This window comes from Cronobacter dublinensis subsp. dublinensis LMG 23823, assembly GCF_001277235.1.
Lineage (GTDB): Bacteria > Pseudomonadota > Gammaproteobacteria > Enterobacterales > Enterobacteriaceae > Cronobacter > Cronobacter dublinensis.
Genome location: NZ_CP012266.1, coordinates 3,524,187 through 3,550,147, shown reverse-complemented (window position 1 = coordinate 3,550,147; position 25,961 = coordinate 3,524,187). Strand labels below are relative to the sequence as shown.

Genomic DNA, 25,961 nt, shown 5'->3' with positions numbered 1-25,961 from the left:
AAGCCGGGTAGAGTCCGGCGGGAAGTTATGGGATGATGAAGCCGTATTTCAGGGGGCAGAATGGGTAAACTAACGCTGCTATTGCTGGCTTTGCTGGTCTGGCTACAGTATTCGCTGTGGTTTGGAAAAAACGGCATCCATGACTATTCCCGCGTAGCCGACGACGTGGCGGTACAGCAGGCCACCAACGCCAAACTCAAAGCGCGTAACGATCAGCTTTTCGCCGAGATAGACGATCTCAACGGCGGTCAGGAAGCTATCGAAGAGCGCGCGCGCAACGAATTAAGCATGACGAAACCTGGCGAAACCTTCTATCGCCTGGTGCCGGACGCGGCCAAACGCGCCGGTGGGTCTGCGCAAAATAATCGATAACCACAAGCGGGTTTTACACATGGCGCCCTCCTTTGCGGACGTGATTGCCGTGGTGCCGGCGGCCGGAATCGGCAGCCGTATGCAGACGGAATGTCCAAAACAATACCTCACCATCGGGAACAAAACGATTCTCGAACACGCGGTCGCGCCGCTGTTGCTGCATCCGCGCATCAGCCGGGTGATTATCGCCATCAGCCCCGCCGACACCGCTTTCGCCCAACTGCCGCTGGCGTCGCACCCTGACGTTCAGATGGTGCGCGGCGGCGCGCAGCGCGCCGATTCCGTGCTGGCAGGCCTTCAGGCGGCAGGCGACGCGCGCTGGGCGCTGGTGCATGACGCCGCGCGCCCGTGCCTTGACGCCCAGGATCTGGCGCGACTGCTGGCGCTCACCGACACCAGCCGGGTGGGCGGCATTCTCGCCGCGCCCGCCTGCGACACCATGAAGCGCGCGGAGCCGGGTAAACCGGCCATCGCACACACGGTCGATCGCGAAAACCTCTGGCACGCGCTCACGCCGCAGCTCTTTCCGCTGGAACTGCTGCGCGACTGCCTGACGCGTGCGCTCGCGGAGGGCGCGACCATCACCGACGAAGCCTCCGCGCTCGAATATTGCGGCTTCCACCCGGAGCTGGTCGCCGGGCGCTCGGACAATATCAAAGTCACCCGCCCGGAGGATCTGGCTCTGGCGGCGTTTTATCTTTCCCGGTTAACCTCAATGGAGACGGCATAATGCGTATCGGACATGGTTTTGATGTACACGCCTTTGGAGGCGCAGGCCCGATTATTCTTGGCGGCGTCCGTATTCCTTATGAGCAAGGCTTGCTGGCGCACTCCGACGGCGACGTGGCGCTGCACGCGCTGACCGACGCGCTGCTCGGCGCCGCCGCGCTTGGCGATATCGGCAAGCTCTTCCCGGACACCGACCCGGCGTTTAAAGGCGCCGACAGCCGTGAGCTGCTGCGCGAGGCCTGGCGCCGTATTCAGGCGAAGGGCTACACGCTCGGCAACGTCGATGTCACCATCATCGCGCAGGCCCCGAAAATGGCCCCGCACATTCCGCAGATGCGGGTGTTTATCGCCGAAGATCTCGGCTGCCATATGGAGCAGGTCAACGTCAAAGCGACCACGACCGAAAAACTCGGCTTCACCGGGCGCGGCGAAGGCATCGCCTGCGAGGCGGTGGCGCTGCTGATAAAGGCCAGCGCATGAGTGATTTCAAAACGCTACGCTGGCTCCACGGCCAGCCGCAAGGGCAGGGGAAACTCAAGGCCAGCCCGACAGACTTTCAGGTCGTTGAGGATTTAGGCTTCGCGCCGGACGGCGAAGGCGAACACCTGCTGGTGCGCATTCGCAAAACCGGCTGCAACACCCGCTTTGTGGCCGATGCGCTGGCAAAGTTTCTCGGGATCGCGGCGCGCGAAGTCAGTTTCGCGGGCCAGAAAGATAAGCATGCGGTGACCGAACAGTGGCTGTGCGCGCGCCTGCCCGGCAAAGAGATGCCCGCGATGCGCGCGTTTACGCCGGAAGGCTGCGAGGTGCTGGAGTTCGCCCGCCATCGCCGCAAACTGCGTTTAGGGGCGCTTAAGGGCAACCGCTTTTTGCTGGTGCTGCGCGACATCACGCACCGCGACGACGTCGAACAGCGGCTGAGCCTGATTGCCGAACAGGGCGTGCCGAACTACTTCGGCCCGCAGCGTTTCGGGATTGGCGGTAGCAACATTTTCCAGGCGCAGCGCTGGGCGCAAACCGGCCAGCCGCCGCGCGAGCGCAATAAACGCAGTTTTGCGCTCTCTGCCGCGCGCAGCCTGATGTTTAACCAGCTGGTCAGCGCACGGCTCGAAAACCTCGATTTTAATCAGGTGATTGACGGCGACGCGCTACAGCTCGCCGGACGCGGCAGCTGGTTTGTCGCAACGCCAGAAGAGCTGCCCGAATTACAGGCGCGTGTGGACAGCGGCGAGCTGCTTATCACCGCCGCGTTGCCCGGTAGCGGCGACTGGGGCCCGCAGCGCGCGGCGCTGGCGTTCGAGCAGGCAACGCTTGCCGACCAGACTGAACTGCTGACGCTGCTGACCCGCGAAAAGGTCGAGGCCGCGCGTCGCGCGATGCTGCTGTTCCCGCGCGACCTGCGCTGGCAGTGGCAGGATGACGCGACGCTTGAGGCCAGCTTCTGGCTGCCGGCAGGCAGCTTCGCCACCAGCGTCATCCGGGAGCTGTTCACCACAGTGGAAGAGCACGCGGATATCGGCGAATAGCCGACCGTTCTGCGCGTTGCCTTCGCGACGCATTAAAAAACCGCCCCGGAGGCGGTTTTTTTACGTCCATACGCCTGCGCTTATTCAAACAGCCAGCGCCCGGCTTTGGCGGATTGCGCAAACATGTGTACGGTCAGCGGTTTCGCCGTCTGCACGACAGGTTTACGGGTGAACCATTTTCGAAAGAACCACGGCTGTTTCCACGGAAAATAGCGATCCCAGTTCATTACTGACATATCGACATGAAAATGTTGATCGTACTGGTTAATGGCTACCAGCAGATCGTCAGGCTCCGCATAGTCCTGCAACGCATCATCCAGTTCGAGCGGGATTTCACGGAACCTGAGATCGGCAAGCGTGGGCAATGCCTTGCGAAAGAAAGCCAGAACGTCGTCAGTGCCTGTCATATTCTTATCCTTCCCTGAGCCTTATCCCGCAAAAGTATAGGAAGCGGCGTATCACGCTGACAACGGCGGGAATGAGACATCGGATAAACACGCGATCGGGCATTCGTCTCTCTTTCCCGTATTGGGTCTGTTTGGCGTTCTGGACCAAAATGAACTAATAACTGATGACGCGAAGCGCGGGAAACGGCATCGAAAGAGGGCGGCGGGAGGGTGAAAAATACGCACCGCCTCGGGCGCGCAAAACGCATTTCAGGCGAACGTCCTGTAATGTAAGGACATGATCTTTCGAAAATCGACCCTACCGGACAGCGGCATCGCGCGCTAGAATGCCTGCGAGCGGCTATCCGGCGGTCTGGCGTAATCATGTTCAGCGAAAGTAAAACAGAAAACACCAGGACGCGTTTTAAGGGATAACATTGCCATGTTTAACATCAGGAAAGGATTACGCGCTTTATGCGGATATTGTTAAGTAACGATGACGGGATCCACGCGCCAGGCATTCAGGCGCTGGCGAAGGCGCTGCGTGAGTTCGCCGACGTCCAGGTGGTGGCCCCCGACCGCAATCGTAGCGGCGCGTCTAACTCGTTAACGCTAGAATCTTCGCTTCGTACGTTTACCTACCCCAACGGCGATATCGCGGTACAGATGGGCACACCCACCGACTGCGTGTTCCTCGGCGTCAACGCGCTGATGCGCCCGCGCCCGGATGTCGTCGTCTCCGGCATTAACGCCGGGCCGAATCTCGGCGATGACGTGATTTATTCCGGCACCGTGGCCGCGGCAATGGAAGGCCGCCATCTCGGGCTGCCTGCGCTGGCGGTTTCGCTGAACGGCCATGAGCATTACGACACCGCCGCCGCCGTCACCTGCACGCTGTTACGCGCGCTGGCGCGTGAGCCGCTGCGCACCGGACGTATTCTCAACGTGAATGTGCCCGACCTGCCGCTTGAGCAGATCAAAGGCATTCGCGTCACCCGCTGCGGCAGCCGCCATCCGGCGGACAAAGTCATTCCCCAGGAAGATCCGCGCGGCAATACGCTCTACTGGATAGGCCCGCCGGGGGACAAGCTCGACGCCGGTCCGGACACTGATTTCGCGGCGGTAGACGAAGGTTACGTCTCCGTGACGCCGCTGCATGTCGATTTAACCGCGTACAACGCGCAGGATGTGGTCACCCGCTGGTTGACCAGCGCCGGAGTAAACGGCCAATGGTAAACAATCGTGTTCAGACCCTTCTCAATCAACTGCGTGCTCAGGGCATCAAAGATGAACGCGTGCTTGAGGCAATCTCTCGCGTGCCGCGCGAAAAGTTTGTCGATGAAGCGTTTGAGCACAAAGCCTGGGAAAATGTCGCGCTGCCGATTGGGTCCGGGCAGACCATTTCTCAGCCTTATATGGTGGCGCGCATGACGGAGCTTCTGACGCTCACGCCCGCCTCCAGGGTGCTGGAAATCGGCACCGGCTCCGGCTACCAGACGGCGATTCTGGCCCATCTGGTGCATCACGTCTGCTCGGTTGAGCGCATCAAAAGCCTGCAATGGCACGCCAGACGGCGTTTGAAGCAGCTCGATCTTCACAACGTTTCAACGCGTCACGGTGACGGCTGGCAGGGGTGGCAGGCGCGCGCCCCGTTTGACGCCATCATCGTGACGGCCGCACCGCCTGAGATCCCGACGGCACTTCTGTCGCAGCTGGACGAGGGCGGCATTCTGGTTCTTCCCGTGGGCGACGAACAGCAGGTGTTAAAGCGCGTTCGTCGGCGGGGGAGCGAATTTATTATCGACACCGTAGAAGCCGTACGCTTTGTGCCCCTGGTGAAAGGGGAGCTGGCGTAAACCAGGAATTTTTCCTGAGTTTTTAGCGCGTTTTTGGCGTATGGTGAGCGAAAATCGCGTTGGCCAGACGCCAAACAGAGCGGTTGTCATCGTATCTATCAGAGAAGTAAACCATTCCAGGGGGATAAATGAGCGCGGGAAGCCCAACCTTCACAGCACGCCGTGTCGCGGCGCTGTCACTGATTTCGCTTTGTCTGGCGGCATGTAATTCAAATAACTCCTCCGCACCGGCGCCTGTCAGTTCCGTCGGCGGCAGCGCGAGCAGCAACAGCGCAGGCGCCAGCGCCGGGACAGGCGGCGGGATGATTATGCCGCCGTCGAACATCTCGACGCAGAGCCGCCCGGCGCCGGTCCAGCCTGCGCCCGTTCAGCCGCAGATAAGCCAGCCGCGTCAGGCGCAGGTCATCCCCGAACAGCCGGTGGAGACGCAAAATGGCCGCATTGTTTACAACCGCAAGTATGGGAATATTCCGAAAGGCAGCTATACCGGCGGCAGCACCTATACCGTGAAACGCGGTGATACGCTGTTTTATATCGCCTGGATAACCGGGAACGATTTCCGTGATTTGGCGCAGCGTAACCATATTGAAGCCCCGTACGGCCTGAATGTCGGGCAGACGCTGCAGGTGGGCAACGCATCCGGTACGCCGATCACAGGTGGCAATGCAATTACACAAGCTGATGCAAGCGCACAAGGAATTGTCTCAAAACCTGCGCAAAATACCAGCACGGTGGTTGCGTCGAAACCGACAATTATTTACTCTGAGGATTCAGGTGAACAGAGTGCTAACAAAATGTTGCCTGGGAATGTGAGCTCTGGGGCAGTCGTAGCTCCTTCCACAGCGCCTGCTGTTAGCACTCCAGAACCGACCGTAAGCAGCACCACCAACAGTGCACCTGTCGCTACCTGGCGCTGGCCGACTGAAGGCAACGTTATCGAGAACTTCTCCGCCGCAGAAGGGGGGAACAAAGGGATCGATATCGCAGGCAGCAAAGGACAGGCTATCGTCGCAACCGCAGAGGGTCGCGTCGTGTATGCCGGTAGTGCGCTTCGCGGTTACGGTAATCTTATTATCATCAAACACAACGATGATTACCTGAGTGCCTACGCCCATAACGACACTATGCTGGTCCGGGAACAACAAGAAGTTAAGGCGGGGCAAAAAATCGCTACCATGGGTAGCTCCGGAACCAGTTCAACACGCTTGCATTTTGAAATTCGTTACAAGGGGAAATCCGTAAACCCGCTGCGCTATTTGCCGCAGCGATAAATTGGCAGAGTGCGCTTCTTCAGGCGCTTTGCTCAGGGATCACGGGTAGGAGCCACCTTATGAATCAGAATACGCTGAAAGTTCATGACTTAAATGAAGACGCGGAATTTGATGAGAACGGAGTAGAGGCTTTTGACGAAAAAGCCTTGGTAGAAGAGGAACCCAGTGATAATGACCTGGCTGAAGAAGAGCTGCTGTCGCAGGGTTCAACACAGCGTGTATTAGATGCTACTCAGCTGTATCTGGGCGAGATCGGTTATTCGCCGCTGTTAACGGCTGAAGAAGAAGTTTACTTTGCGCGCCGCGCTCTGCGTGGTGACGTCGCCTCCCGCCGTCGCATGATCGAAAGTAACCTGCGTCTGGTGGTGAAGATTGCCCGTCGTTACAGCAATCGTGGTCTGGCGCTGCTGGATCTGATTGAAGAGGGCAACCTGGGGCTGATCCGCGCTGTTGAGAAATTTGACCCGGAACGCGGGTTCCGTTTCTCAACCTACGCGACCTGGTGGATTCGTCAGACCATCGAACGGGCAATCATGAACCAAACCCGTACGATTCGCCTGCCGATTCACATCGTGAAAGAGCTGAACGTCTATCTGCGTACTGCGCGTGAACTGTCCCATAAACTGGACCACGAGCCGAGCGCAGAAGAGATTGCTGAACAGCTGGACAAACCGGTTGATGACGTTAGCCGTATGCTGCGCCTGAACGAGCGTATTACCTCTGTTGACACCCCGCTGGGTGGCGATTCAGAGAAAGCGCTGCTGGACATCCTGGCCGATGAGAAAGACAACGGCCCGGAAGACACCACGCAGGACGATGACATGAAACAGAGCATCGTCAAATGGCTGTTCGAACTGAACGCCAAACAGCGTGAAGTCCTGGCGCGTCGTTTCGGTCTGCTCGGTTACGAAGCGGCAACGCTTGAAGATGTTGGTCGTGAAATCGGCCTGACTCGTGAACGCGTTCGCCAGATTCAGGTTGAAGGTCTCCGTCGTCTGCGTGAAATCCTGCAGGCTCAGGGACTGAACATCGAAGCGCTGTTCCGCGAATAATTTTCCATTCCCTCAAAAAAGGCCAGTCGTCTGACTGGCCTTTTTCTTTTGCGCCTCAGGCTTGCCGCGTCTCATGCAGGTGACGCCAGAGCGGCGCGCCTTCATGCAGTTCAAACACCACCGTAGACCAGCGCACCGTGGTCTCCTGCGCTGTCATCTGCGTTTCCCGATACCCGACCACCGCACCCGTCGGCCATTCAGCGATAAGCGACAAACCATCGACCTCAATCGCAAGCCCCGGTCGGCTGCCGCCCGCGGCGCTGAAAAAGGCGCGTAACGCGGCGGCATCAAGCGGCGCGCCGCTTAACGGGATCATCGAATAGTCAGCGCTAAAGCGGGACAGCAGCGACTTAACGTCGCCTTCACCCTGACCGAGCCAGCGTTCAATCGCCACATGGGCGTCCAGGACTTCCGTAAACCAGCGGTTCATCACTTCTCCTTCTCTGATAAAAATGACAGAACGACCGCCGCAGAAGGCAGTCGCCACGCGAAAAAGACCGGCAGCAGCGTCAGCGCCGCCGCAAGCGTAAAGGTGGCGCGCCAGGCGGCGGCGGGCGCGAGCAGATGCATCAGCACGTTCAGGGCGACGCTGATAAGCGTGACGCCAAAGCAGAAGCTGAGCTGGCGGTTAATATTCCACAGCGCGCTGGCGTCAGGCATATCCGCGTTCGCGGTGTGCAAAAACGCGCTGCTCTGCGCCGTGCTGCTGCACAGGCTGCCGCCCGCGCCCATCAAACTAAACGCGGTAACCAGCAGCGCCCACGGGCTGCCAGGCGCGACCTGCGTCAGCAGTACGATACCGGCCGCCTGCAACAGGCAGCCGGTGATAATCAGCGGACGCGGGCCGAGACGGTTAAACAGCCGGGCGGTTGCGGAAATCGCCATAAACGACGCCATCGACCAGGGCACCATCAGGGCGCCACTGGCGGCCGCAGAGAGCCCGGCAACCGTCTGTAGCCAGAACATGCCGACCACGTTCACGCCAATAAACATGCCGGGCACGCACTGATAGACCAGCATGGAGAAACGCATCAGCGGCTCGCCCATGAGATGCACCTTCAGCAGCGGCGCGGCGTGATGGCGGCAACGACGCAGCATCCAGACGATAAGCGCCGCGCCGCCTGTGAGCGATATCGCCGCCCGCAGCGGCTGCGTATTCTCGCTAAGCCCGTTCAGTCCGTATAACAACAGCAACAGCCCCCCCGCGCCGGAAAGCGCGCCCGCGATATCAGGCGGGCGGCGAGCGGCAGGCGTCGCGTCCGGTTTCAGCCAGCGCCAGGCCATCAGCAGCGCCGCCAGCGAGAGCGGAAGACTGGCTAAAAAAACCCAGTGCCAGCTGGCGGCCTGCACCAGCACGCCGCCGAGCGCGGGCGACAGCGCAGGCGCCAGCAGGCCAGTGAGCATCACGGCAGACGACAGCCGCGCGCGCTCATGCTTCGCAAACAGCTGCCACGCCAGCGCCTGGCCTGTCGGGATCAGCAGGCCGCCGCCCGCACCCTGTATGACGCGCCAGAAAATAAGCGACGGCAGCGACGCGGCCATACCGCAGGCGGCAGTGGCGAGGCTGAAGAGCGTCAGCGAGAGTAAAAATACGCGCCGCGCGCCCAGACGCTGCGTGAGCCAGGCGCTGAGCGGAATAACCACCGTCAGGCCGGCGATGTAACCGTTACTAATCCAGGCAAGCTGCGTCACCGTCGCGTTCAGCGCCTCGCCGATAGCGGGAAAAGCCACCGCCGCGATAAACATATTGATCAAGTCCAGAAAAAAGCCCAGCAGGTAAATCAGTGTGACGCGGTTGCGGTAGGTCATGGTATGCCCTCAGTGGAAGAAGGGCACTGTAAACGCCCGGCGCGTCAGGAAAAACCGTGGCCGGGTTGATATACTGTCAAAACTTTTTTGACAATCAGCGTGATGAAAATGCTTAACTTATCGCGGCTGGCGACTTTCGTCGCCGTTGTGGATGCTGGTAGCTTTACCGCCGCCGCCGTCGCGCTCGGCCAGACCAAAGCGGTGGTGAGTTTTAATCTCCGCCAGCTTGAGGCTGAGCTTGGCGTGACGCTGCTGCTGCGCTCGACGCGTCGCCTGACGTTAACCGATGCGGGCGAGCGGCTTTATCAGCGCAGCCTCACGCTTTTGAAAGATGCCGATGCGCTGCGTGAAGAGGTGCAGGCGAGCCATCAGGGCTTTAGCGGCGAGCTGCGCGTCACCACCACGCCGGAATACGCAAACCATGTGGTCGGCCCGGCGCTGGCGGCGTTCAGCCGGGCGCATCCCGCGCTGCGCATCCGCCACTTTTCTTCCTCGCAGCCTGCCGATTTAATTTCGCAGCGCGTGGATGTTGCTATCCGGCTCGGCACCTTGCAGGACTCCGCTTACCGCGCGGCGCTGATTTCGCGCTTTGCCATTTTCCCGGTCGCGTCACCGCAATGGCTTGAGCGCCACCCGGTCTCGTCGCTCGAAGCGCTCAGCAAAGCAGACTGGCTGGTGCATACCCGGCTTTCGTCGCCGCTGCGCTGGGCACTCACCGGCCCGGACAACGCGCCGGCAGAGTTTGACATCACGCGCCCGCCCGCGATTGCCGCCGACAGCGCTGGCGCGTTAATGACCTTTGCGCTGGAAGGCTGCGGCGTGGCGCTGCTGCCGGAATGGCTGGTGGCCGACGCGCTGGCACGGGGGACGCTGGTGCGTCTGCTCCCGGCGTACCGTTTTCCGGCGCAGGGCGTCTATGCGGTCTACCCCGATGCGCGGCATGTTTCCGGCAAGGTGCGGGGGTTTATCGATTTTCTGCGCGCCCGCGCCGCAGGCGAGCCGTAGCGTTATTCGTCAATCATCCTTGCGATAAGCGCGGCGAACTGCGCCCGCTCGTCGGCGCTGAGCTTGCCTAAAAACGCCTCGTCCACCGCATCGCCTTTGGGAATGCTGGCGTGCAGCAGCGCCTCGCCTTCCGGCGTCAGGTAAATAAACCGGCGGCGCTTATCTTCCGGCGCGCTTTCACGGCGCACCAGCCCGCGGCTCTCCATGCGGCTAAGCATCTCCGCGAGCGTCGCTTTGGTGCTGACGGCCGCTTCCATCAACGCGACCTGTTCAATGCCAGGGCTTTCGGCGATGGAACGCAGCACCGCATATTGCGGCTTGGTCAGTTCGGGCAGCGCCAGCTGCCACTGCGCCGTATGACGCTGAAAAAGCTGGCGTAATAAGTGAAACGCCTGTTGTTTAACGGCCATGCGCTCTCCGGGTTCAGGATCTTCTCCCCATCATAACCGCTCCGGCGCGGATTGATCACGCGACGATGTTTTAACAAAAAGTGTGACTGTACACGAACGATCTTGTCAGCCTCCTCAGGCAGGCGTACTTTATTTTATATGTTCGTACACGAACAATAATTGAGGTAACGCATGAGACTGATAGTCGGAATGACGGGCGCGACCGGCGCGCCGCTTGGGGTCGCGCTGTTGCAGGCGCTAAAAGCGATGCCCGACGTGGAAACCCACCTGGTGATGTCGAAATGGGCCAGAACCACGATTGAGCTGGAAACGCCGTACTCCTGGCAGGAGGAGGTGGCGGGGCTGGCCGATGTCGTACACAGTCCGGCGGATCAGGCGGCGGCCATTTCCTCCGGATCGTTTCGCACCGACGGCATGGTAATTATTCCCTGCAGCATGAAAACGCTGGCGGGCATCCGCGCCGGGTATGCCGAAGGGCTGGTGGGCCGCGCCGCCGACGTGGTGCTGAAAGAGGGCCGCAAACTGGTGCTGGTGCCGCGCGAAACACCGCTCAGCACGATCCATCTGGAAAACCTGCTGGCGCTTTCGCGCATGGGCGTGGCCATCGTGCCGCCCATGCCCGCCTGGTACAACCATCCCCAGTCGCTGGACGACATCATCAACCATATCGTCGCCCGCGTGCTCGATCAGTTCGGGCTCGACGCCCGCAACGCCCGCCGCTGGCAGGGGCTGGGCCCCGCGAAAGAACAAGCTGACACCCATTTATCACGATAAGGAGAAACGCATGGCGTTTGACGATCTGCGCAGTTTTTTACAGGCGCTTGATGAGCAGGGACAACTACTGCGGATCCGCGAGGAAGTACAGGCGGAGCCGGACATCGCTGCCGCCGCCAACGCGGCTGGACGCATCGGTGAAGGCGCGCCCGCGCTCTGGTTTGACAATATTCGCGGCTTTACCGATGCGCGGGTCGCGATGAATACCATCGGCTCGTGGCAAAACCACGCGATTTCGCTCGGTCTGCCGCCCAACACGCCGGTGAAGCAGCAAATTGAAGAGTTTATCCGCCGCTGGGATACCTTTCCGGTCGCGCCCGAACGCCGCGACAATCCGCCGTGGGCGGAAAACAGCGTCGAAGGCGATGACATTAACCTGTTCGACATCCTGCCGCTGTTTCGCTTAAACGACGGTGACGGCGGCTTCTATCTTGATAAAGCCTGCGTGGTGTCGCGCGACCCGCTGGATCCGGAACACTTCGGCAAGCAGAACGTCGGCATTTATCGCATGGAAGTTAAAGGCAAGCGTAAGCTCGGCCTGCAACCGGTGCCGATGCACGATATCGCGCTGCACCTGCATAAAGCCGAAGAGCGCGGCGAGGATCTGCCGGTTGCGATTACGCTTGGCAATGATCCCATCATCACGCTGATGGGCGCCACACCGCTGAAATACGATCAGTCGGAGTATGAAATGGCGGGCGCGCTGCGCGAAAGCCCGTACCCGATAGCCACCTCGCCGCTGACGGGTTTTGATGTGCCGTGGGGCTCGGAAGTGATCCTGGAAGGGGTGATTGAAGGGCGCAAACGCGAAATAGAAGGGCCGTTCGGTGAATTCACCGGCCACTATTCCGGCGGGCGCAATATGACGGTAGTGCGTATCGATAAAGTCTCTTACCGCACCAAACCGATTTTCGAATCGCTCTACCTCGGCATGCCGTGGACTGAAATCGACTACCTGATCGGCCCGGCTACCTGCGTGCCGCTTTATCAACAGCTGAAAGCGGAGTTCCCGGAGGTGCAGGCGGTCAACGCGATGTACACCCACGGGCTGCTTGCGATTATCTCCACGAAAAAACGCTACGGCGGTTTTGCTCGCGCGGTGGGCCTGCGTGCGATGACGACGCCGCACGGGCTCGGCTACGTGAAGATGGTGATTATGGTCGATGAAGACGTTGATCCGTTCGATCTGCCGCAGGTGATGTGGGCGCTCTCCTCGAAGGTCAACCCGGCAGGCGATCTGGTGCAGCTGCCGAATATGTCGGTGCTGGAACTTGACCCTGGCTCAAGCCCCGCAGGCATTACCGATAAGCTGATTATCGACGCCACGACGCCGGTTGCGCCGGACAACCGCGGCCACTACAGCCAGCCGGTGAAAGACCTGCCGGAAACCCCGCTGTGGGTGGAAAAACTGACCGCCATGCTGGCGAACCGTAAAAAATAAGGAGACGAGATGATTTGTCCACGTTGTGCCGATGAAACCATCGAAATTATGGCGACGTCGCCGGTAAAAGGCGTCTGGACGGTGTATCAGTGCCAGCATTGTCTGTACACCTGGCGCGACACCGAGCCGCTGCGCCGCACCAGCCGCGAGCATTATCCCGAGGCGTTCCGGATGACGCAGGCGGATATCGATAACGCGCCGGAAGTGCCGACCGTGCCGCCGCTGCTCTCAGAGGATAAGCGGTAATATACGCCTCAGCCTGACCTCTTCCCGCAGGGAAGAGGGTGAAAAGCCGGTATGCGTAATATTACTGGGGAACGGTGGGGGCGCTGCGCTTAACCCGCCCTACAGGTATTAACAGAGGTGATGTAGAAGGCAGGGCGGGGAGCGCAGCGCTACCCGCCGTTGCGTTACACGAGGCTTTTTAACCGATAAATCCACTCCAGCGCCTGACGCGGCGAAAGCGAATCCGGGTCAAGATTTTCCAGTGCCTCAACCGCCGGACTGGTCTCTTCCGCGGCAGATAATAGCGACATCTGGGTGCCGTCCACCTGTGTCGCCGCCGCATTGCCAGAAAGGCTCTCCAGCTCGCGCAGCTTCTGGCGCGCGCGCTTAATCACCTCTTTCGGCACGCCCGCCAGCGCCGCGACCGCGAGGCCATAACTCTTGCTCGCCGCGCCGTCCTGTACGCTGTGCATAAAGGCAATCGTATCGCCATGCTCAATGGCATCCAGATGCACGTTCGCGACGCCTTCCATTTTCTCCGGCAACTGGGTCAGCTCAAAATAGTGCGTGGCGAACAGCGTCAGCGCTTTAATGCGGTTGGCGAGGCTCTCGGCGCACGCCCAGGCGAGCGACAGCCCGTCATAGGTTGACGTCCCGCGCCCGATTTCATCCATCAGCACCAGACTGTGCTCGGTGGCGTTATGCAGAATATTGGCGGTTTCGGTCATCTCCACCATAAACGTCGAGCGACCGGACGCCAGATCGTCCGCCGCGCCCACGCGGGTAAAGATCCTGTCGATCGGGCCGATTTCCGCTTCTTCTGCAGGTACAAAGCTCCCGATATACGCCATCAGCACAATCAGCGCCGTCTGGCGCATATAGGTACTTTTACCACCCATGTTCGGACCGGTGATAATCAACATCCGGCGCTGCGGGCTTAACGAGAGCGGGTTGGCGATAAACGGCTCGTTCAGCACGCGCTCCACCACCGGGTGACGGCCTTCCACCAGGCGAATGCCCGGCTTGTCGGTGAGGGTCGGGCAGTGGTAGTTCAGCGTGTCGGCGCGCTCGGCGAGGTTCGCCAGCACGTCCAGTTCCGCCAGCGCCGCGGCGCTTTTCTGCAGCTCTGCGAGGTGCGGCAGCAACAGGTCGAACAGCTCGTCGTAGAGCTGTTTTTCCAGCGCCAGCGCCTTGCCTTTCGAGGTCAGGACCTTGTCTTCGTACTCTTTCAGCTCAGGAATAATGTAGCGTTCGGCGTTTTTCAGCGTCTGGCGGCGCACGTAGTGGATAGGCACCATGTGACTCTGCCCGCGGCTGACCTGGATGAAATAGCCGTGTACCGCGTTAAAACCCACTTTGAGCGTGTCGATGCCGAGCTTTTCGCGCTCGCGTATTTCCAGCCGGTCGAGGTAATCGGTCGCGCCGTCGGCGAGCGCCCGCCATTCGTCGAGCTCTTCGTGATAGCCAGGCGCAATGACGCCGCCGTCGCGTACCAGTACCGGCGGCGCTTCAATGATCGCGCGCTCCAGCAGGTCTCTGAGTTCGGCGAAGTCGCCCATCTGCCCGCGCAGGGTTTGCACATAATCGGCGTCAATATCGGCAAGCAGCGTACTGAGCGTCGGCAGTTGCTGGAAGGCGTGACGCATACGCGCTAAATCGCGAGGGCGGGCGGTTCGCAGCGCGAGACGCGCCAGAATACGCTCAAGGTCGCCCACCTGGCGCAGCACCGGCTGAATGTCGGCGCTGTATTCCATCAGCGCCGCGATAGCCTGCTGGCGGTTACGCAGCACGTTCGTATCGCGCACCGGCATATGCAGCCAGCGTTTTAACATGCGGCTGCCCATCGGCGTGACGGTGCAGTCCAGCACTGACGCCAGCGTGTTATCCACACCGCCTGCCAGATTCTGGGTAATTTCCAGATTGCGGCGCGTGGCGGCATCCATAATGATGCCGTCCTGCTGGCGCTCCATCGTAATCGAGCGGATATGCGGCAGGCTGGTGCGCTGCGTGTCTTTCACGTACTGCAACAGGCAACCGGCGGCGCACAGGCCGCGCGGCGCGTTTTCGACGCCGAAGCCCACGAGATCGCGCGTGCCGAATTGCAGGTTAAGCTGCTGGCGCGCGGTATCGAGCTCATACTCCCAGAGCGGGCGACGGCGCAGGCCGCGACGGCCCTCAATCAGCGACATCTCAGCGAAATCTTCCGCATACAGCAGCTCCGCCGGGTTGGTGCGCTGCAGCTCCGCGGCCATCGTTTCTCTGTCCTGCGGCTCGGTTAAGCGAAAGCGCCCGGAGCTAATATCAAGCGTCGCGTAGCCGAAGCCTTTGGCGTCCTGCCAGATAGCCGCCAGCAGGTTGTCCTGACGCTCCTGTAACAGCGCTTCGTCGCTGATGGTGCCGGGCGTTACGATGCGCACTACTTTGCGCTCGACCGGGCCTTTTGACGTGGCCGGGTCGCCAATCTGTTCGCAAATCGCGACCGATTCGCCAAGATTCACCAGCTTCGCCAGATAGTTTTCCACGGCGTGATGCGGCACGCCCGCCATCGGGATAGGCTCGCCCGCCGAGGCGCCGCGTTTGGTCAGAGAAATATCCAGCAGCTGGGACGCGCGCTTCGCATCGTCATAAAAGAGTTCGTAAAAATCGCCCATGCGGTAGAACAGCAGAATGTCAGGGTGCTGCGCCTTGAGCTTCAGATACTGCTGCATCATTGGCGTGTGGGCGTCAAAGGTTTCGCTTGTGCTCATCGTTTTGTGATGTCCATTTGCTTAAATTTTAATGAGTTAGTGATGTTAGTTATTATCGTCGAGTGTCACGTCGTCTCATTGCGGCGGATGAAATCCTGCGTAAAACGCAGGTTAACGGATTACTTGTCAGTCAGTTGCCTGTCAGACGGGATAGTTACAGCGCCAACGTCATTTCGTTTTTCGAAAACGCAGGGAGCATGATAACGGACTCTTTTTGGCAGGAAAACAAAAGGGAACGCCCGTGTGGTTGAAAGCGAAAGAAAGGAGGAGACGAGTGAAGAAAAGAACGCCGGAGCCACTCACGGTAAGCCTGGCCGCCTCGGTGATAAGCAGCGCAGTCAGCATCGCTCGCGTTACCGCTAACCGGCTGATAAACGGGTAGAAATCACGGCGATCGCCAGGAATTATCTTAATTTAAGCGCAGCGCTAATCCTCCATTTGCATAACTTTACATTAGAGGCAGAATGGCCCCACTTAACTTTATGGATGGATGTTAATTCATGGCATATATCGCAAGCACGCCGTCAGCGTATGTGGGCAAGTCAGTAGGTAATGGTCAGTGTGTGGCGTTCACGCAAAAAGCGGCGAATATGCCGCGTACCGTTGCATGGAAACGGGGCGCGTTGGTAAAAGGCAATACGGAGATTGCGCCTGGTACGGCAATTGCCACCTTTGATGCGGATGGTCGCTATGGCAACCACACCGACGGGCGCTCCCACGCGGCGATTTATCTTGGCCAGGACGCCTCCGGGATCCAGGTGCTGGACCAGTGGATGACGCACAAAACCTTGCCTACGGGTGAACGTGTCGCGACGCCGCATACGGTCAGCAAACGCACCATCCGTTTTCACAAAGCGCCTCGCGCGGAAAACAACGGAGATAACTACTATGTTGTGGAGTAAAACGCTGCTGCTGAGCGCAGGGCTGTTTTTATCCGTGAGCGGCGCTCAGGCGACGCCAACGATGTGCCCGTCCTACCCGACCGCACAGGATAAAACCCATGCCTTAAACGATGCCAGCCTGTTCGTCGGGCCGCCGAAAGAGTTAGTGGATCTGATGCCGGATAACGACCGGGAGACGGTGTGGACATTGCCTGATTATCAGGATGAGGCCAAAGAGCATAAAACCTCGCTCTATTTTATATGCCGCTATAAGAACACGAAGCAGACCGTTGAGCTGGTAGTTCCGGCAACCGCCAAAAAATGCTCTGTCGCTTATGACAAGCACAGCAAGGTGATTGCGGCCTGCGAATAAAGCGTATTAACAGGCAGTGTTATCCGTGAATAAAAATAACACTGCCGGTTTAATCTGACAGCAATAGCGCAGACGCCTGAGAATTTACTGTTCTCGCCGGTTGACGTTATTTATCTTTAAACTCCTCCAGATGTTTAATCTGTCGCCCGCGCTCATTAAAGTTTTCAGGGCGCAGCCAGGCGCGCAGCGCTCTGGCGTGATGCGGCCATTCGGCTTCGACAATCGAATACCAGTTCACATTACTGTTACGCCCTTTACGTACCTGACATTCGCGGAACGTGCCTTCATAAATAAACCCGAGACGTTGCGCGGCCTGAATCGCCGGCGTATTCAGCTCGTCAGTTTTCCATTCGCAGCGCCGGTATTTTAATTCATCAAAAAGATGCGTCAGTAATAAATAAATCGCCTCGGTGCCATAATTGGTTCTTTTCATCGACGGCGACCAGTTCACGTTACCGATTTCGATAACGCCGTGGGTTTTATCGACGTTCATCAGGCACAGCGTGCCGGTCGGCTGGCCGCTGATATTCTCCAGTACCGTGAAATACCAGGCGTCGGTCGAGGCTTCCAGACGGCGCAAATAGTCTTCGCAGGCTTTTAGCGTCGGGGGCGTTCGTCGGTGAGATACGTCCAGTCGCGCGTGTCGTCGATGCTGTGCCAGGCATGGAACAGCGCCAGCGCGTGACGCACGCTGGCAGGCTCAAGATGGCAGAAGTGGCCGGCGAAAATTTTTTTATGCGGCAGTTCGCGCGGTTTCCAGTCCGCCACGGGCTGGCCGACATACTGACCGAAACTGTTGAGCTCTTTCATATTGCCTCCTTAAAACCCGGTGGGGGACGTTCAGGGGCGCATCGCATGGTGAAAGGGTTACCTTTACTATCGGCCAAAAAACGCCAGCGTTTATCTTTTTGTTTTAAATCATGGCGGCGCTCGCATATTTCGGCGGGGTGGATAAAGTTTGCGCATTTCATTCCGATAACCCTTTCACAATAGCGCTTCGTTTACGGGATGGTTAATGATGATTAAAAATATAAAAGTGGTTAGCGGGATTATTATTATCCTGCTGACCTTTACACTGCTCCAGATGGTTACCGGCAGCCTTTTTTATTCGGCGGTCAATAATGACCGTAATAATTTCCAGAATGCGAATTTACTTAACTTCCAGCAGGAACAGCTCGGCGACAGTTTTCAGACCCTGGTAAAAACCCGCGTCACGGTAAACCGGGTGGCGATCCGCTTTCTGAAAAACCAGCGCGATCCGGCGTCGCTTGCTGCTATCAACAAGCTGCTGGCGACGGCGTCCACCTCGCTTGGCAAAGCGGAAAAGCATTTTGCGCTCTATAACGCCTCGCCGCGTCTGGCAGGTCAGGACGACGCCACGGCCAACCAGATAGCGGATAAATATCAGGCGCTGCACGACATCCTGCAGTCGTCTATCGGCTATCTCGGCGCGAATAATTACGAAGCTTACGGCAATCTCGACGCCCAGAAAGCGCAGGACGAAATGGAAGAGGTTTACACCACGTGGCGTGCGCAGAACACCACGCTGCTGCAGGCCGCCGCGCAGGAAAACCAGCAGAGCTTTACCGGCATGCTCTGGACGCTCGGCGTTATCGCCATCATCGTTGTGCTGGCCATTGCCACCATCTGGCAGGGGTTACGCCATCTGCTGCTGGGGCCGCTGCGTGAGGCGATGGAGCATATCCGCGCGATCGCAGGCGGCGATTTAACGCGCCCGATCGTGGCGGAAGGACGCAACGAAATGGGGCAGCTTGCCGCTTCGCTTCAGGAGATGCAGCAGGCGCTGGCAGGCACCGTGACCGCCGTGCGCGACAGTTCGGAATCGATCTACACCGGCGCGGGCGAAATCTCCGCTGGCAGTAACGATCTCTCCGCACGTACCGAACAGCAGGCCGCTTCGCTGGAAGAAACCGCCGCCAGCATGGAGCAGCTGACCGCAACCGTGAAACAGAACAGCGATAACGCGCGTCAGGCGTCGCAGCTTGCGAAAAACGCGTCGGAAACGGCCGATAAAGGCGGACGCGTGGTGGAGAATGTGGTGCAGACCATGAAGTCCATCGCCGAAAGCTCGCAGCAGATTGCACATATCACCAGCGTTATCGACAGCATCGCCTTCCAGACCAACATCCTGGCGCTGAACGCCGCCGTGGAAGCGGCGCGGGCTGGCGAACAGGGCCGCGGCTTCGCGGTGGTGGCGGGTGAGGTTCGCACGCTCGCCAGCCGCAGCGCCAACGCGGCGAAAGAGATCAAAGCGCTTATCGAAAACTCCGTTAATCGCGTCGATACCGGCTCCGGGCAGGTGCAGGAAGCGGGCGACACGATGAAAGAGATTGTCCAGGCGGTTACGCGTGTGACCGATATCATGGGCGAAATCGCCTCGGCGTCGGATGAACAGAGTCGTGGCATTGAACAGGTGAGCCTTGCGGTATCGCAGATGGACAGCGTCACGCAGCAGAACGCCGCGCTGGTGCAGGAATCGGCGGCGGCGGCGGCGGCGCTCGAAGATCAGGCGGAGCAGCTGCGTCAGGCTGTGGCGGCCTTTAAGGTCTCGCGCGGCCTGGTCAGCGCGCCGAAGACGAGTGGCGCCGCGCCGCTTGCCCGCGTTGAGACAGCGAAACCCGCGCTTGCCGCGCCTGCGGGCGGCGATAACTGGGAAACTTTCTGATTAGCGGCATTGCCGACAATAAAAAAGCGTGGCTCGCCACGCTTTTTTTATGCCTTTATTTTCACATCAACTGATCGAGACTTTAAAAAAACTGCTCTTGATGTTGTTGTTAAACCAGCTCTCTTTCTCGTTGCTCATCAGAAAGGTTTGCCAGGTTTTCGCCGGTACGCCGAGAAACTGCTCCACGCGCCCGTTGGCATACTCAATTTCCATTATTGAACAGGTGGGATCGTAACCTGCGCTTTTGAACGTTCTCGACTGTACTGGATGTCTTTTCATTTCAGCCCCTTGCTTTTAAAGCCATTGAGCTGTTATCGGCGGCTTTACCGCTGCGCTTGACTACCAGAAGTGGCGGGGCGACGCGGCATGCTGAGAATATATTCTTGTTGCGCACTCTGATTGATCTATGTATTTTTATTCATATTGAGTGCATAAAAATGAGGGTTGCAGACGTGATCAAATCTTTGCTTAAAGCCGGTGTGTTAATGGCAGCCCTTGCGGGCAGCGCTTTCGCGGCGCAGGAAACCTACGTTGTCGGCGCGGGCGGCACCTATCGTCCTTTTGAATTTGAAAACAGCCAGAAGCAGCTGGAAGGCTTTGATATCGACATTATCAAGGCCATCGCCAAAGCGGAAAACTTTAACGTGAAGCTGGTGAATACGCCGTGGGAAGGCATTTTCGCCACGCTCGGCTCCGGCGATCGCGACATTATTATCTCCGGTATCACCATCACGGATAAACGCAAGCAGATGGTCGATTTCTCAAAACCGTATTTCCCGGCGGAGCAGTCCATCGTCGTCCCGGCAGATTCGAAAGTGACCTCGCTTGCCGCGCTGAAAGATGAAAAAGTCGGCGTGGTGAACTCCAGCACCGGCGATATCGTGGTCTCTGACACGCTCGGCAAAAATAACACGGCCATCAAGCGCTTCGACAATACGCCGCTGATGTTGCAGGAGCTGTTTGAAGATGGCGTCAGCGCCGCCGTGGGCGACGTGGGCGTGGTGAAGTACTACATCAAACAGCACCCGGAAAAGCAGTTTAAGCTGGTGCCGGACGCGAAATTTGAACGCCAGTATTTCGGCATCGCGGTCGCCAAAGGCAATGACGAACTGCGCGATAAAATCAACGCCGGGCTTGCGAAAATCGTTGCTGACGGCACTTATGCGAAAATCTACAAGGCGTGGTTTGACGACAACGTGCCGACGCTGCCTGCGCAGTAATCACGCCTTTCGGTTTGTTCTTTTAGCGGCTGACCCAGTGCGTCAGCCGCCTCTTTTTCGGAAATGGACATGGCAGGATTTCATTGGGAGATAATCCAGGAGTATGGCCCGCTCTTTATGCAGGGCGCCTGGATGACCATCAAATGCACCATCATCTGCGTGATACTCGGCACGCTGTGGGGCCTGACGCTCGGTCTCGGGCGCATGGCGCACGCGGAACACGGGCCCTGGAAATATGTGCTGCGCTATCTGGTGCAGTTTCCGGTGCGCTTTTATGTGAGCGCGTTTCGCGGTACGCCGCTGTTCGTACAGATAATGGTGGTGCATTTCGCGCTGGTGCCGCTGTTCATCAACCCACGTGACGGCTGGCTGGTGGAGAGCGGACTGATGACCAGCGAGTTCGCCCGGATGCTGCGCTCCGACTACGGCGCGTTTCTCTCGTGCATTGTGGCGATTACGCTTAACGCGGGCGCGTATGTGTCTGAGATTTTCCGCGCGGGCATTCAGTCCATTGACCGTGGACAGATGGAGGCCTCGCGGGCACTCGGCATGCCGTGGTGGAAAACCATGCGCAACGTTATTCTGCCGCAGGCGTTTCGCCGCATTCTGCCGCCGCTTGGCAACAATGCTATCGCCATCGTCAAAGATTCCTCGCTCGCGTCCGCCATCGGGCTTGCCGATCTGGCCTACGCGGCGCGTACCGTATCCGGGGCGTATGCGACTTACTGGGAGCCCTACCTGACCATCTCGCTGGTCTACTGGGTGATTACGTTCCTGCTATCGCAACTGGTGGCGCGGCTGGAAAAGAGGTTCGGTAAAAGTGATTCACGTTAATAATCTGCACAAGCATTTCGGCGCAAGCCACGTTCTGCGCGGCATCAGTTGCGACATAAAACCAGAGGAAGTGGTCTGTGTGATTGGGCCATCCGGCTCCGGGAAAAGCACGTTCCTGCGCTGCCTTAACGCGCTGGAAACCGCAGAAGCGGGCGAGATAACCGTCAACGGTTTCGCCGTCCATGACCGGAACGCCAACGTCAACCTGCTGCGCGCAGGGGTCGGCATGGTGTTCCAGCGCTTTAATCTCTTCCCGCATATGACGGTGCTGGAAAACCTCATTATGGCGCCGATGAGCCTCAAGGGCCTGACGCGCGCGCAGGCGGTGACGCTCGCTGAAGGGCTGCTCGCCAAAGTGGGCCTGAGCGATAAACGCGACGCGTGGCCTGCGAGCCTCTCCGGCGGCCAGCAGCAGCGCGTGGCGATTGCCCGCGCGCTGGCGATGAATCCTTCCGTCATGCTTTTTGATGAGCCAACCTCGGCGCTGGATCCTGAACTGGTCGGCGAAGTGCTGACGGTCATGAAAACGCTCGCCGAAGAGGGCATGACGATGGTTATCGTCACGCATGAGATGGGTTTCGCCCGCGAAGTGGCCGACCGCGTAATTTTTATCGACGGCGGCGTTATCCAGGAAGAAGGCCCGCCCGCACAGCTTTTTACCGCCCCGCAAAACCCGCGCACCGCGGCTTTTCTCAGCAAAGTCCTCTAAGCTCGCGCGCAGGCGACGAGATTTCTCGCCTGCGCCGCTCGGTCGCGCTTCCTCGCCCGGCACAGGATGATCTACCATTACTGCCATTCGTTCTGAACAGCCATATGGATATCTCATGTTAAAGCGTCGCTATGTCGCCGTGTTGCCGCTGATGATGGCGCTTGCCGCCTGCAGCAGCAAGCCCAAGTCTCAACCCACCGCCACCCAGACCGCAGGCGCAAGCCAGGGCGGTTTCCTGCTCCAGCCGCAGCACGACATGCTGCTGCCCGCGGGTGATTTCACCGGTAACCCGGCGGCGGAAAACTTCATCAATATGATGGTCAGCAAGCACGGGTTTAACCGCCAGCAGCTGCAGGAAGTTATCTCGCAGGCAAAACGGCTCGATTACGTGCTGCGCCTGATGGACCGGCAGGCGCCGACCACCCAGCCTGCGCCGGGGCCGAACGGCGCCTGGCTGCGCTATCGCAGTAAATTCATTACCCCGGACAACGTGCAAAACGGCGTGGCGTTCTGGAATCAGTATCAGGACGCGCTAAACCGCGCCTGGCAGGTCTATGGCGTGCCGCCGGAGATTGTGGTTGGGATTATCGGCGTGGAGACCCGCTGGGGCCGCGTGATGGGCAAAACCCGCATCATCGACGCGCTGGCGACGCTCGCCTTTAACTACCCGCGCCGTGCGGAGTACTTCGCCGCCGAACTGGAGACGTTCCTGCTGATGTCGCGCGATGAAGGCGACGATCCGCTGGCGCTGAAAGGCTCGTTTGCAGGGGCGATGGGCTACGGCCAGTTTATGCCGTCCTCCTATAAAGAATATGCGGTGGACTTCAACGGCGACGGGCATATCAACCTGTGGGACCCGGAAGACGCCATCGGCAGCGTCGCGCACTACTTCCAGCAGCATGGCTGGACGAAGGGCGACCTCGTGGCCGTCCCGGCGAACGGCCAGGCGCCGCAACTGGAGAACGGTTTTAAAACCAAATACAGCGTCGGCCAGCTGGCGGCGGCGGGCTTAACGCCGCAGCAGCCGCTGGGCAACCACACCGAAGCGAGCCTGCTGCGGCTCGATATCGGCAGCAGCTACCAGTACTGGTACGGGCTGCCGAACTTCTACGCCATTACGCGCTATAACCACAGCACGCATTACGCGATGGCAGTCTGGCAGCTCGGCCAGGCGGTCGCGCTCGCCAGGGTTCAGTAAACCGTTTCCCCGCCTGCACGGGCGGGGAAATAAACCGTGCCGCAAACCTTGAATTCGCCTCGTATAACCCGATGTAACTGCCTGCAACGCTGAAAAATCGCTGTGGGATGCCTGGGGTTACGTTTACAATCGGAGCCGTCATGACAGATAACGAATTAATGCAGTTAAGTCAGCAGCTTGGCGCTGCGCTGAAGGCGCAGGGCGCGACCGTGACGACGGCGGAGTCCTGCACCGGCGGGTGGGTGGCGAAAGTCATTACCGACATCGCCGGCAGTTCCGCCTGGTTTGAACGCGGCTTCGTGACCTACAGTAATGAGGCCAAAGAACAACTTATCGGCGTCGATGGCGCGACGCTCGCCGCGCACGGAGCGGTCAGCGAACCGGTCGTGAGGCAAATGGCGCAGGGCGCGCTGAACGCAGCAGCGGCGTCTTACGCGGTTTCCGTCAGCGGCATCGCAGGGCCGGACGGCGGCAGCGCAGATAAGCCCGTCGGCACCGTCTGGTTTGGCTTCGCCGACAACCAGGGAAGGGTGGAGGCGCGAGTGCAACGCTTTGATGGTAATCGCGATTCCGTACGCCGCCAGGCAACCGCGTTTGCACTGCAAACCCTGTGGCAACATTTTATACAAAAGACTTGATACTGTATGCTCATACAGTATAATTGCACCAACGAAACATATTCGCAGCGTGGCGCAATTGGGCTCACCCTGCATGACAGGAGTAAAAATGGCTATCGACGAAAACAAGCAGAAGGCGTTGGCGGCAGCACTCGGCCAGATTGAGAAGCAATTCGGCAAAGGCTCCATCATGCGTCTGGGTGAAGATCGCACCATGGATGTGGAAACGATCTCCACCGGCTCTCTCTCCCTGGACATCGCGCTGGGAGCGGGCGGTCTGCCGATGGGGCGTATCGTGGAAATCTACGGCCCGGAATCTTCAGGTAAAACCACGCTGACGCTGCAGGTTATTGCCGCGGCGCAGCGCGCCGGTAAAACCTGTGCGTTTATCGACGCAGAACACGCGCTCGACCCGGTTTACGCCCGTAAGCTTGGCGTAGACATCGACAATCTGCTCTGCTCCCAGCCGGATACCGGCGAGCAGGCGCTGGAAATCTGTGACGCGCTGGCGCGCTCTGGCGCGGTAGACGTGCTGGTTGTCGACTCCGTAGCGGCCCTGACGCCGAAAGCGGAAATCGAAGGCGAAATCGGTGACTCTCACATGGGCCTCGCGGCGCGTATGATGAGCCAGGCGATGCGTAAGCTGGCCGGTAACCTGAAAAACTCCAACACGCTGCTTATCTTCATCAACCAGATCCGTATGAAGATTGGTGTGATGTTTGGTAACCCGGAAACCACCACCGGTGGTAACGCGCTGAAATTCTACGCTTCCGTGCGTCTCGACATCCGCCGTATCGGCGCGGTGAAAGAGGGCGAAGAGGTGGTGGGTAGCGAAACCCGCGTGAAAGTGGTGAAAAACAAAGTCGCTGCGCCGTTTAAACAAGCTGAATTCCAGATCCTCTACGGTGAAGGCATCAACTTCTACGGCGAGCTGGTTGACCTGGGCGTGAAGCACAAGCTGATTGAAAAAGCGGGCGCCTGGTACAGCTACAACGGCGAGAAGATCGGTCAGGGTAAAGCAAACGCGACCAACTTCCTCAAAGAGAACAAGCCGATGGCTGACGAAATTGAGAAGAAGCTGCGCGAAATGCTGCTCAACAATCAGGACTCTACGCCTGACTTCACCGTCGACGACAATGACGACGGCGTTGCAGAAAACAACGAAGAGTTTTAATCTCAAGGGCTGCTGATGCAGCCCTTACTTTTTCTGTCGCCCCCACTGTTCACGCCTATGACTGACGCTACTCCCCGCCGTTCTGCCTATTCCCGACTCCTTGACCGCGCGATGCGAATTCTCGCCATGCGTGACCACAGCGAACAAGAGCTCAGACGCAAGCTTGGCGCCGTACTGCCGGGCAAAAGCGAAGATGAGCAGACGCAAGCCACCCCCGAAGATATCGAAAAAGTCATCGTCTGGTGCCATGAGCAGCGCTATCTGGATGACGATCGTTTTGCCGAACGCTATATCGCGAGCCGGGGCCGCAAAGGTTACGGTCCGCAGCGTATCCGCCAGGAGTTGCAGCAAAAGGGCATTTCGCGACCGTCGTGCGACGCGGCCTTTGCCGCCTGTGACGTTGACTGGGAAACCCAGGCTCGCGAGCAGGCCGAGCGCAAATTTGGCGCGCCGCTGCCGCGCACCTTCCCCGAAAAAGCGAAAGTGCAGCGCTTTTTGCTGTATCGCGGCTATTACATGGAAGATATCCAGGCGATCTACCGAAATTTTGAGTGATGACCCCATGCGGGGTTTTACTTCCCTGTAAAGAAAACTTATCTTATTCCCACTTTTTTCCGTTTAGCCTTGTCTGGCGGCAGCCTGCTGCGCCACCCGGGCGATACATTT

At 58.9% G+C, this 25,961-nt stretch carries 28 protein-coding genes and 1 pseudogene; 22 read left to right on the top strand and 7 right to left on the bottom strand.

Going from position 1 to position 25,961, the window contains the following annotated elements:
* The first annotated feature begins 60 nt into the window (after positions 1-60).
* The 4 genes from ftsB to truD are packed head-to-tail and all read left to right on the top strand — an operon-like array spanning position 61 to position 2,627.
* Positions 61-372 carry a cell division protein FtsB gene (gene ftsB / locus AFK67_RS16410; RefSeq protein WP_007730488.1) on the top strand — a complete coding sequence of 104 codons (312 nt, stop codon included), beginning with the start codon at positions 61-63 and terminating at the stop codon, positions 370-372.
* A gap of 19 nt (positions 373-391) precedes the next feature.
* Entirely contained in the window at positions 392-1,102 is a 711-nt protein-coding gene (gene ispD / locus AFK67_RS16405) for a 2-C-methyl-D-erythritol 4-phosphate cytidylyltransferase (protein ID WP_007730486.1), read from the top strand.
* Positions 1,102-1,581 (top strand): 2-C-methyl-D-erythritol 2,4-cyclodiphosphate synthase, encoded by a 480-nt coding sequence (gene ispF, locus AFK67_RS16400; protein ID WP_007730483.1) that lies wholly within the window; start codon positions 1,102-1,104, stop codon positions 1,579-1,581. The genes ispD and ispF overlap by 1 nt, the downstream gene beginning before the upstream one ends.
* Complete coding sequence (truD, locus tag AFK67_RS16395) at positions 1,578-2,627, top strand: tRNA pseudouridine(13) synthase TruD (protein ID WP_007730480.1); 1,050 nt, start codon at positions 1,578-1,580, stop codon at positions 2,625-2,627. The genes ispF and truD overlap by 4 nt, the downstream gene beginning before the upstream one ends.
* 80 nt (positions 2,628-2,707) lie before the next feature.
* On the opposite strand, the gene AFK67_RS16390 is transcribed toward truD, so the two are convergent.
* On the bottom strand, positions 2,708-3,034 hold the full coding sequence (locus AFK67_RS16390) for a DUF1493 family protein (protein ID WP_007730479.1): 327 nt from the start codon (positions 3,032-3,034) through the stop codon (positions 2,708-2,710).
* A gap of 453 nt (positions 3,035-3,487) precedes the next feature.
* On the opposite strand from AFK67_RS16390, the gene surE reads away from it, so the two are divergent.
* The 4 genes from surE (at position 3,488) to rpoS (ending at position 7,192) form a co-directional block, all read left to right on the top strand.
* Positions 3,488-4,249, top strand: a complete 762-nt coding sequence (gene surE / locus AFK67_RS16385; RefSeq protein ID WP_007730467.1) for a 5'/3'-nucleotidase SurE — start codon at positions 3,488-3,490, stop codon at positions 4,247-4,249.
* Entirely contained in the window at positions 4,243-4,869 is a 627-nt protein-coding gene (locus AFK67_RS16380; protein ID WP_007730464.1) for a protein-L-isoaspartate(D-aspartate) O-methyltransferase, read from the top strand. The genes surE and AFK67_RS16380 overlap by 7 nt, the downstream gene beginning before the upstream one ends.
* A 128-nt stretch (positions 4,870-4,997) precedes the next feature.
* Entirely contained in the window at positions 4,998-6,140 is a 1,143-nt protein-coding gene (gene nlpD / locus AFK67_RS16375) for a murein hydrolase activator NlpD (protein WP_007730461.1), read from the top strand.
* Positions 6,141-6,199: 59 nt separating this feature from the next.
* Positions 6,200-7,192 carry an RNA polymerase sigma factor RpoS gene (rpoS, locus tag AFK67_RS16370; protein ID WP_007730458.1) on the top strand — a complete coding sequence of 331 codons (993 nt, stop codon included), beginning with the start codon at positions 6,200-6,202 and terminating at the stop codon, positions 7,190-7,192.
* Between the two features lie 55 nt (positions 7,193-7,247).
* Here the strand turns inward: rpoS and AFK67_RS16365 are convergent, their stop codons facing one another.
* Positions 7,248-7,622, bottom strand: a complete 375-nt coding sequence (locus tag AFK67_RS16365) for a hypothetical protein (protein WP_007730455.1) — start codon at positions 7,620-7,622, stop codon at positions 7,248-7,250.
* The gene (locus AFK67_RS16360; protein ID WP_038884430.1) at positions 7,622-9,001 is read right to left on the bottom strand and encodes an MFS transporter; all 1,380 of its coding nucleotides are present in this window, start codon (positions 8,999-9,001) and stop codon (positions 7,622-7,624) included. The genes AFK67_RS16365 and AFK67_RS16360 overlap by 1 nt, the downstream gene beginning before the upstream one ends.
* Positions 9,002-9,109: 108 nt before the next feature.
* Here AFK67_RS16360 and AFK67_RS16355 point away from each other — a divergent pair, with 108 nt between their 5' ends.
* Complete coding sequence (locus AFK67_RS16355; RefSeq protein WP_032967598.1) at positions 9,110-10,006, top strand: LysR family transcriptional regulator; 897 nt, start codon at positions 9,110-9,112, stop codon at positions 10,004-10,006.
* Positions 10,007-10,008: 2 nt separating this feature from the next.
* Here the strand turns inward: AFK67_RS16355 and AFK67_RS16350 are convergent, their stop codons facing one another.
* On the bottom strand, positions 10,009-10,416 hold the full coding sequence (locus AFK67_RS16350; protein WP_038884423.1) for a MarR family winged helix-turn-helix transcriptional regulator: 408 nt from the start codon (positions 10,414-10,416) through the stop codon (positions 10,009-10,011).
* Between the two features lie 171 nt (positions 10,417-10,587).
* Here AFK67_RS16350 and AFK67_RS16345 point away from each other — a divergent pair, with 171 nt between their 5' ends.
* The 3 genes from AFK67_RS16345 to AFK67_RS16335 are packed head-to-tail and all read left to right on the top strand — an operon-like array spanning position 10,588 to position 12,877.
* Positions 10,588-11,190: a non-oxidative hydroxyarylic acid decarboxylases subunit B gene (locus AFK67_RS16345; RefSeq protein WP_007730436.1), complete on the top strand. Its 603-nt coding sequence runs from the start codon at positions 10,588-10,590 to the stop codon at positions 11,188-11,190.
* 10 nt (positions 11,191-11,200) lie between these two features.
* A complete protein-coding gene (locus AFK67_RS16340; RefSeq protein WP_007730433.1) occupies positions 11,201-12,631 on the top strand; it encodes a non-oxidative hydroxyarylic acid decarboxylases subunit C in 1,431 nt (476 codons plus the stop codon).
* Between the two features lie 9 nt (positions 12,632-12,640).
* A complete protein-coding gene (locus tag AFK67_RS16335) occupies positions 12,641-12,877 on the top strand; it encodes a non-oxidative hydroxyarylic acid decarboxylases subunit D (protein WP_007730430.1) in 237 nt (78 codons plus the stop codon).
* Positions 12,878-13,041: 164 nt separating this feature from the next.
* Here AFK67_RS16335 and mutS read toward each other — a convergent pair whose 3' ends face one another.
* The gene (mutS, locus tag AFK67_RS16330) at positions 13,042-15,603 is read right to left on the bottom strand and encodes a DNA mismatch repair protein MutS (protein WP_007730428.1); all 2,562 of its coding nucleotides are present in this window, start codon (positions 15,601-15,603) and stop codon (positions 13,042-13,044) included.
* Positions 15,604-16,103: 500 nt separating this feature from the next.
* Here mutS and AFK67_RS16325 point away from each other — a divergent pair, with 500 nt between their 5' ends.
* On the top strand, positions 16,104-16,505 hold the full coding sequence (locus AFK67_RS16325; protein ID WP_007730425.1) for a BPSL0067 family protein: 402 nt from the start codon (positions 16,104-16,106) through the stop codon (positions 16,503-16,505).
* Positions 16,492-16,857, top strand: a complete 366-nt coding sequence (locus tag AFK67_RS16320) for an STY0301 family protein (RefSeq protein WP_007730423.1) — start codon at positions 16,492-16,494, stop codon at positions 16,855-16,857. Before AFK67_RS16325 ends, AFK67_RS16320 begins: the two co-directional genes overlap by 14 nt.
* A 106-nt stretch (positions 16,858-16,963) precedes the next feature.
* Here AFK67_RS16320 and AFK67_RS16315 read toward each other — a convergent pair.
* Positions 16,964-17,667 (bottom strand): annotated as a pseudogene (locus AFK67_RS16315) (GNAT family N-acetyltransferase).
* Positions 17,668-17,875: 208 nt separating this feature from the next.
* Here AFK67_RS16315 and tcp point away from each other — a divergent pair.
* Positions 17,876-19,543 carry a methyl-accepting chemotaxis citrate transducer gene (gene tcp, locus AFK67_RS16310; RefSeq protein ID WP_032967597.1) on the top strand — a complete coding sequence of 556 codons (1,668 nt, stop codon included), beginning with the start codon at positions 17,876-17,878 and terminating at the stop codon, positions 19,541-19,543.
* A 66-nt stretch (positions 19,544-19,609) separates the two neighbouring features.
* On the opposite strand, the gene AFK67_RS16305 is transcribed toward tcp, so the two are convergent.
* Positions 19,610-19,822, bottom strand: a complete 213-nt coding sequence (locus AFK67_RS16305; protein WP_032967592.1) for a KTSC domain-containing protein — start codon at positions 19,820-19,822, stop codon at positions 19,610-19,612.
* A gap of 173 nt (positions 19,823-19,995) precedes the next feature.
* Between AFK67_RS16305 and AFK67_RS16300 the strand changes: the two genes are divergently transcribed.
* The 7 genes from AFK67_RS16300 (at position 19,996) to recX (ending at position 25,850) form a co-directional block, all read left to right on the top strand.
* Positions 19,996-20,763 carry a basic amino acid ABC transporter substrate-binding protein gene (locus AFK67_RS16300; protein WP_007730411.1) on the top strand — a complete coding sequence of 256 codons (768 nt, stop codon included), beginning with the start codon at positions 19,996-19,998 and terminating at the stop codon, positions 20,761-20,763.
* A gap of 69 nt (positions 20,764-20,832) precedes the next feature.
* Entirely contained in the window at positions 20,833-21,597 is a 765-nt protein-coding gene (locus tag AFK67_RS16295; protein ID WP_032967591.1) for an amino acid ABC transporter permease, read from the top strand.
* Positions 21,584-22,306 (top strand): amino acid ABC transporter ATP-binding protein, encoded by a 723-nt coding sequence (locus tag AFK67_RS16290; protein ID WP_007730409.1) that lies wholly within the window; start codon positions 21,584-21,586, stop codon positions 22,304-22,306. The genes AFK67_RS16295 and AFK67_RS16290 overlap by 14 nt, the downstream gene beginning before the upstream one ends.
* Positions 22,307-22,421: 115 nt before the next feature.
* Positions 22,422-23,504, top strand: coding sequence for a lytic murein transglycosylase B (mltB, locus tag AFK67_RS16285; protein ID WP_007730403.1), 1,083 nt, complete (start codon positions 22,422-22,424; stop codon positions 23,502-23,504).
* Between the two features lie 140 nt (positions 23,505-23,644).
* A complete protein-coding gene (pncC, locus tag AFK67_RS16280; protein ID WP_007730400.1) occupies positions 23,645-24,142 on the top strand; it encodes a nicotinamide-nucleotide amidase in 498 nt (165 codons plus the stop codon).
* 88 nt (positions 24,143-24,230) lie between these two features.
* Positions 24,231-25,295 (top strand): recombinase RecA, encoded by a 1,065-nt coding sequence (recA, locus tag AFK67_RS16275; protein WP_007730397.1) that lies wholly within the window; start codon positions 24,231-24,233, stop codon positions 25,293-25,295.
* Positions 25,296-25,352: 57 nt separating this feature from the next.
* Positions 25,353-25,850: a recombination regulator RecX gene (gene recX, locus AFK67_RS16270; protein WP_032967596.1), complete on the top strand. Its 498-nt coding sequence runs from the start codon at positions 25,353-25,355 to the stop codon at positions 25,848-25,850.
* The last annotated feature ends 111 nt before the right edge of the window (positions 25,851-25,961 follow it).

Excerpts from the sequence above, each read along its gene's own strand:
- ftsB (WP_007730488.1), top strand. The coding sequence starts at position 61 with ATGGGTAAACTAACGCTGCTATTGCTGGCTTTGCTGGTCTGGCTACAG.
- ispD (WP_007730486.1), top strand. The coding sequence starts at position 392 with ATGGCGCCCTCCTTTGCGGACGTGATTGCCGTGGTGCCGGCGGCCGGA.
- ispF (WP_007730483.1), top strand. The coding sequence starts at position 1,102 with ATGCGTATCGGACATGGTTTTGATGTACACGCCTTTGGAGGCGCAGGC.
- truD (WP_007730480.1), top strand. The coding sequence starts at position 1,578 with ATGAGTGATTTCAAAACGCTACGCTGGCTCCACGGCCAGCCGCAAGGG.
- AFK67_RS16390 (WP_007730479.1), bottom strand. The coding sequence starts at position 3,034 with ATGACAGGCACTGACGACGTTCTGGCTTTCTTTCGCAAGGCATTGCCC.
- surE (WP_007730467.1), top strand. The coding sequence starts at position 3,488 with ATGCGGATATTGTTAAGTAACGATGACGGGATCCACGCGCCAGGCATT.
- AFK67_RS16380 (WP_007730464.1), top strand. The coding sequence starts at position 4,243 with ATGGTAAACAATCGTGTTCAGACCCTTCTCAATCAACTGCGTGCTCAG.
- nlpD (WP_007730461.1), top strand. The coding sequence starts at position 4,998 with ATGAGCGCGGGAAGCCCAACCTTCACAGCACGCCGTGTCGCGGCGCTG.
- rpoS (WP_007730458.1), top strand. The coding sequence starts at position 6,200 with ATGAATCAGAATACGCTGAAAGTTCATGACTTAAATGAAGACGCGGAA.
- AFK67_RS16365 (WP_007730455.1), bottom strand. The coding sequence starts at position 7,622 with ATGAACCGCTGGTTTACGGAAGTCCTGGACGCCCATGTGGCGATTGAA.
- AFK67_RS16360 (WP_038884430.1), bottom strand. The coding sequence starts at position 9,001 with ATGACCTACCGCAACCGCGTCACACTGATTTACCTGCTGGGCTTTTTT.
- AFK67_RS16355 (WP_032967598.1), top strand. The coding sequence starts at position 9,110 with ATGCTTAACTTATCGCGGCTGGCGACTTTCGTCGCCGTTGTGGATGCT.
- AFK67_RS16350 (WP_038884423.1), bottom strand. The coding sequence starts at position 10,416 with ATGGCCGTTAAACAACAGGCGTTTCACTTATTACGCCAGCTTTTTCAG.
- AFK67_RS16345 (WP_007730436.1), top strand. The coding sequence starts at position 10,588 with ATGAGACTGATAGTCGGAATGACGGGCGCGACCGGCGCGCCGCTTGGG.
- AFK67_RS16340 (WP_007730433.1), top strand. The coding sequence starts at position 11,201 with ATGGCGTTTGACGATCTGCGCAGTTTTTTACAGGCGCTTGATGAGCAG.
- AFK67_RS16335 (WP_007730430.1), top strand. The coding sequence starts at position 12,641 with ATGATTTGTCCACGTTGTGCCGATGAAACCATCGAAATTATGGCGACG.
- mutS (WP_007730428.1), bottom strand. The coding sequence starts at position 15,603 with ATGAGCACAAGCGAAACCTTTGACGCCCACACGCCAATGATGCAGCAG.
- AFK67_RS16325 (WP_007730425.1), top strand. The coding sequence starts at position 16,104 with ATGGCATATATCGCAAGCACGCCGTCAGCGTATGTGGGCAAGTCAGTA.
- AFK67_RS16320 (WP_007730423.1), top strand. The coding sequence starts at position 16,492 with ATGTTGTGGAGTAAAACGCTGCTGCTGAGCGCAGGGCTGTTTTTATCC.
- tcp (WP_032967597.1), top strand. The coding sequence starts at position 17,876 with ATGATTAAAAATATAAAAGTGGTTAGCGGGATTATTATTATCCTGCTG.
- AFK67_RS16305 (WP_032967592.1), bottom strand. The coding sequence starts at position 19,822 with ATGAAAAGACATCCAGTACAGTCGAGAACGTTCAAAAGCGCAGGTTAC.
- AFK67_RS16295 (WP_032967591.1), top strand. The coding sequence starts at position 20,833 with ATGGCAGGATTTCATTGGGAGATAATCCAGGAGTATGGCCCGCTCTTT.
- mltB (WP_007730403.1), top strand. The coding sequence starts at position 22,422 with ATGTTAAAGCGTCGCTATGTCGCCGTGTTGCCGCTGATGATGGCGCTT.
- pncC (WP_007730400.1), top strand. The coding sequence starts at position 23,645 with ATGACAGATAACGAATTAATGCAGTTAAGTCAGCAGCTTGGCGCTGCG.
- recA (WP_007730397.1), top strand. The coding sequence starts at position 24,231 with ATGGCTATCGACGAAAACAAGCAGAAGGCGTTGGCGGCAGCACTCGGC.
- recX (WP_032967596.1), top strand. The coding sequence starts at position 25,353 with ATGACTGACGCTACTCCCCGCCGTTCTGCCTATTCCCGACTCCTTGAC.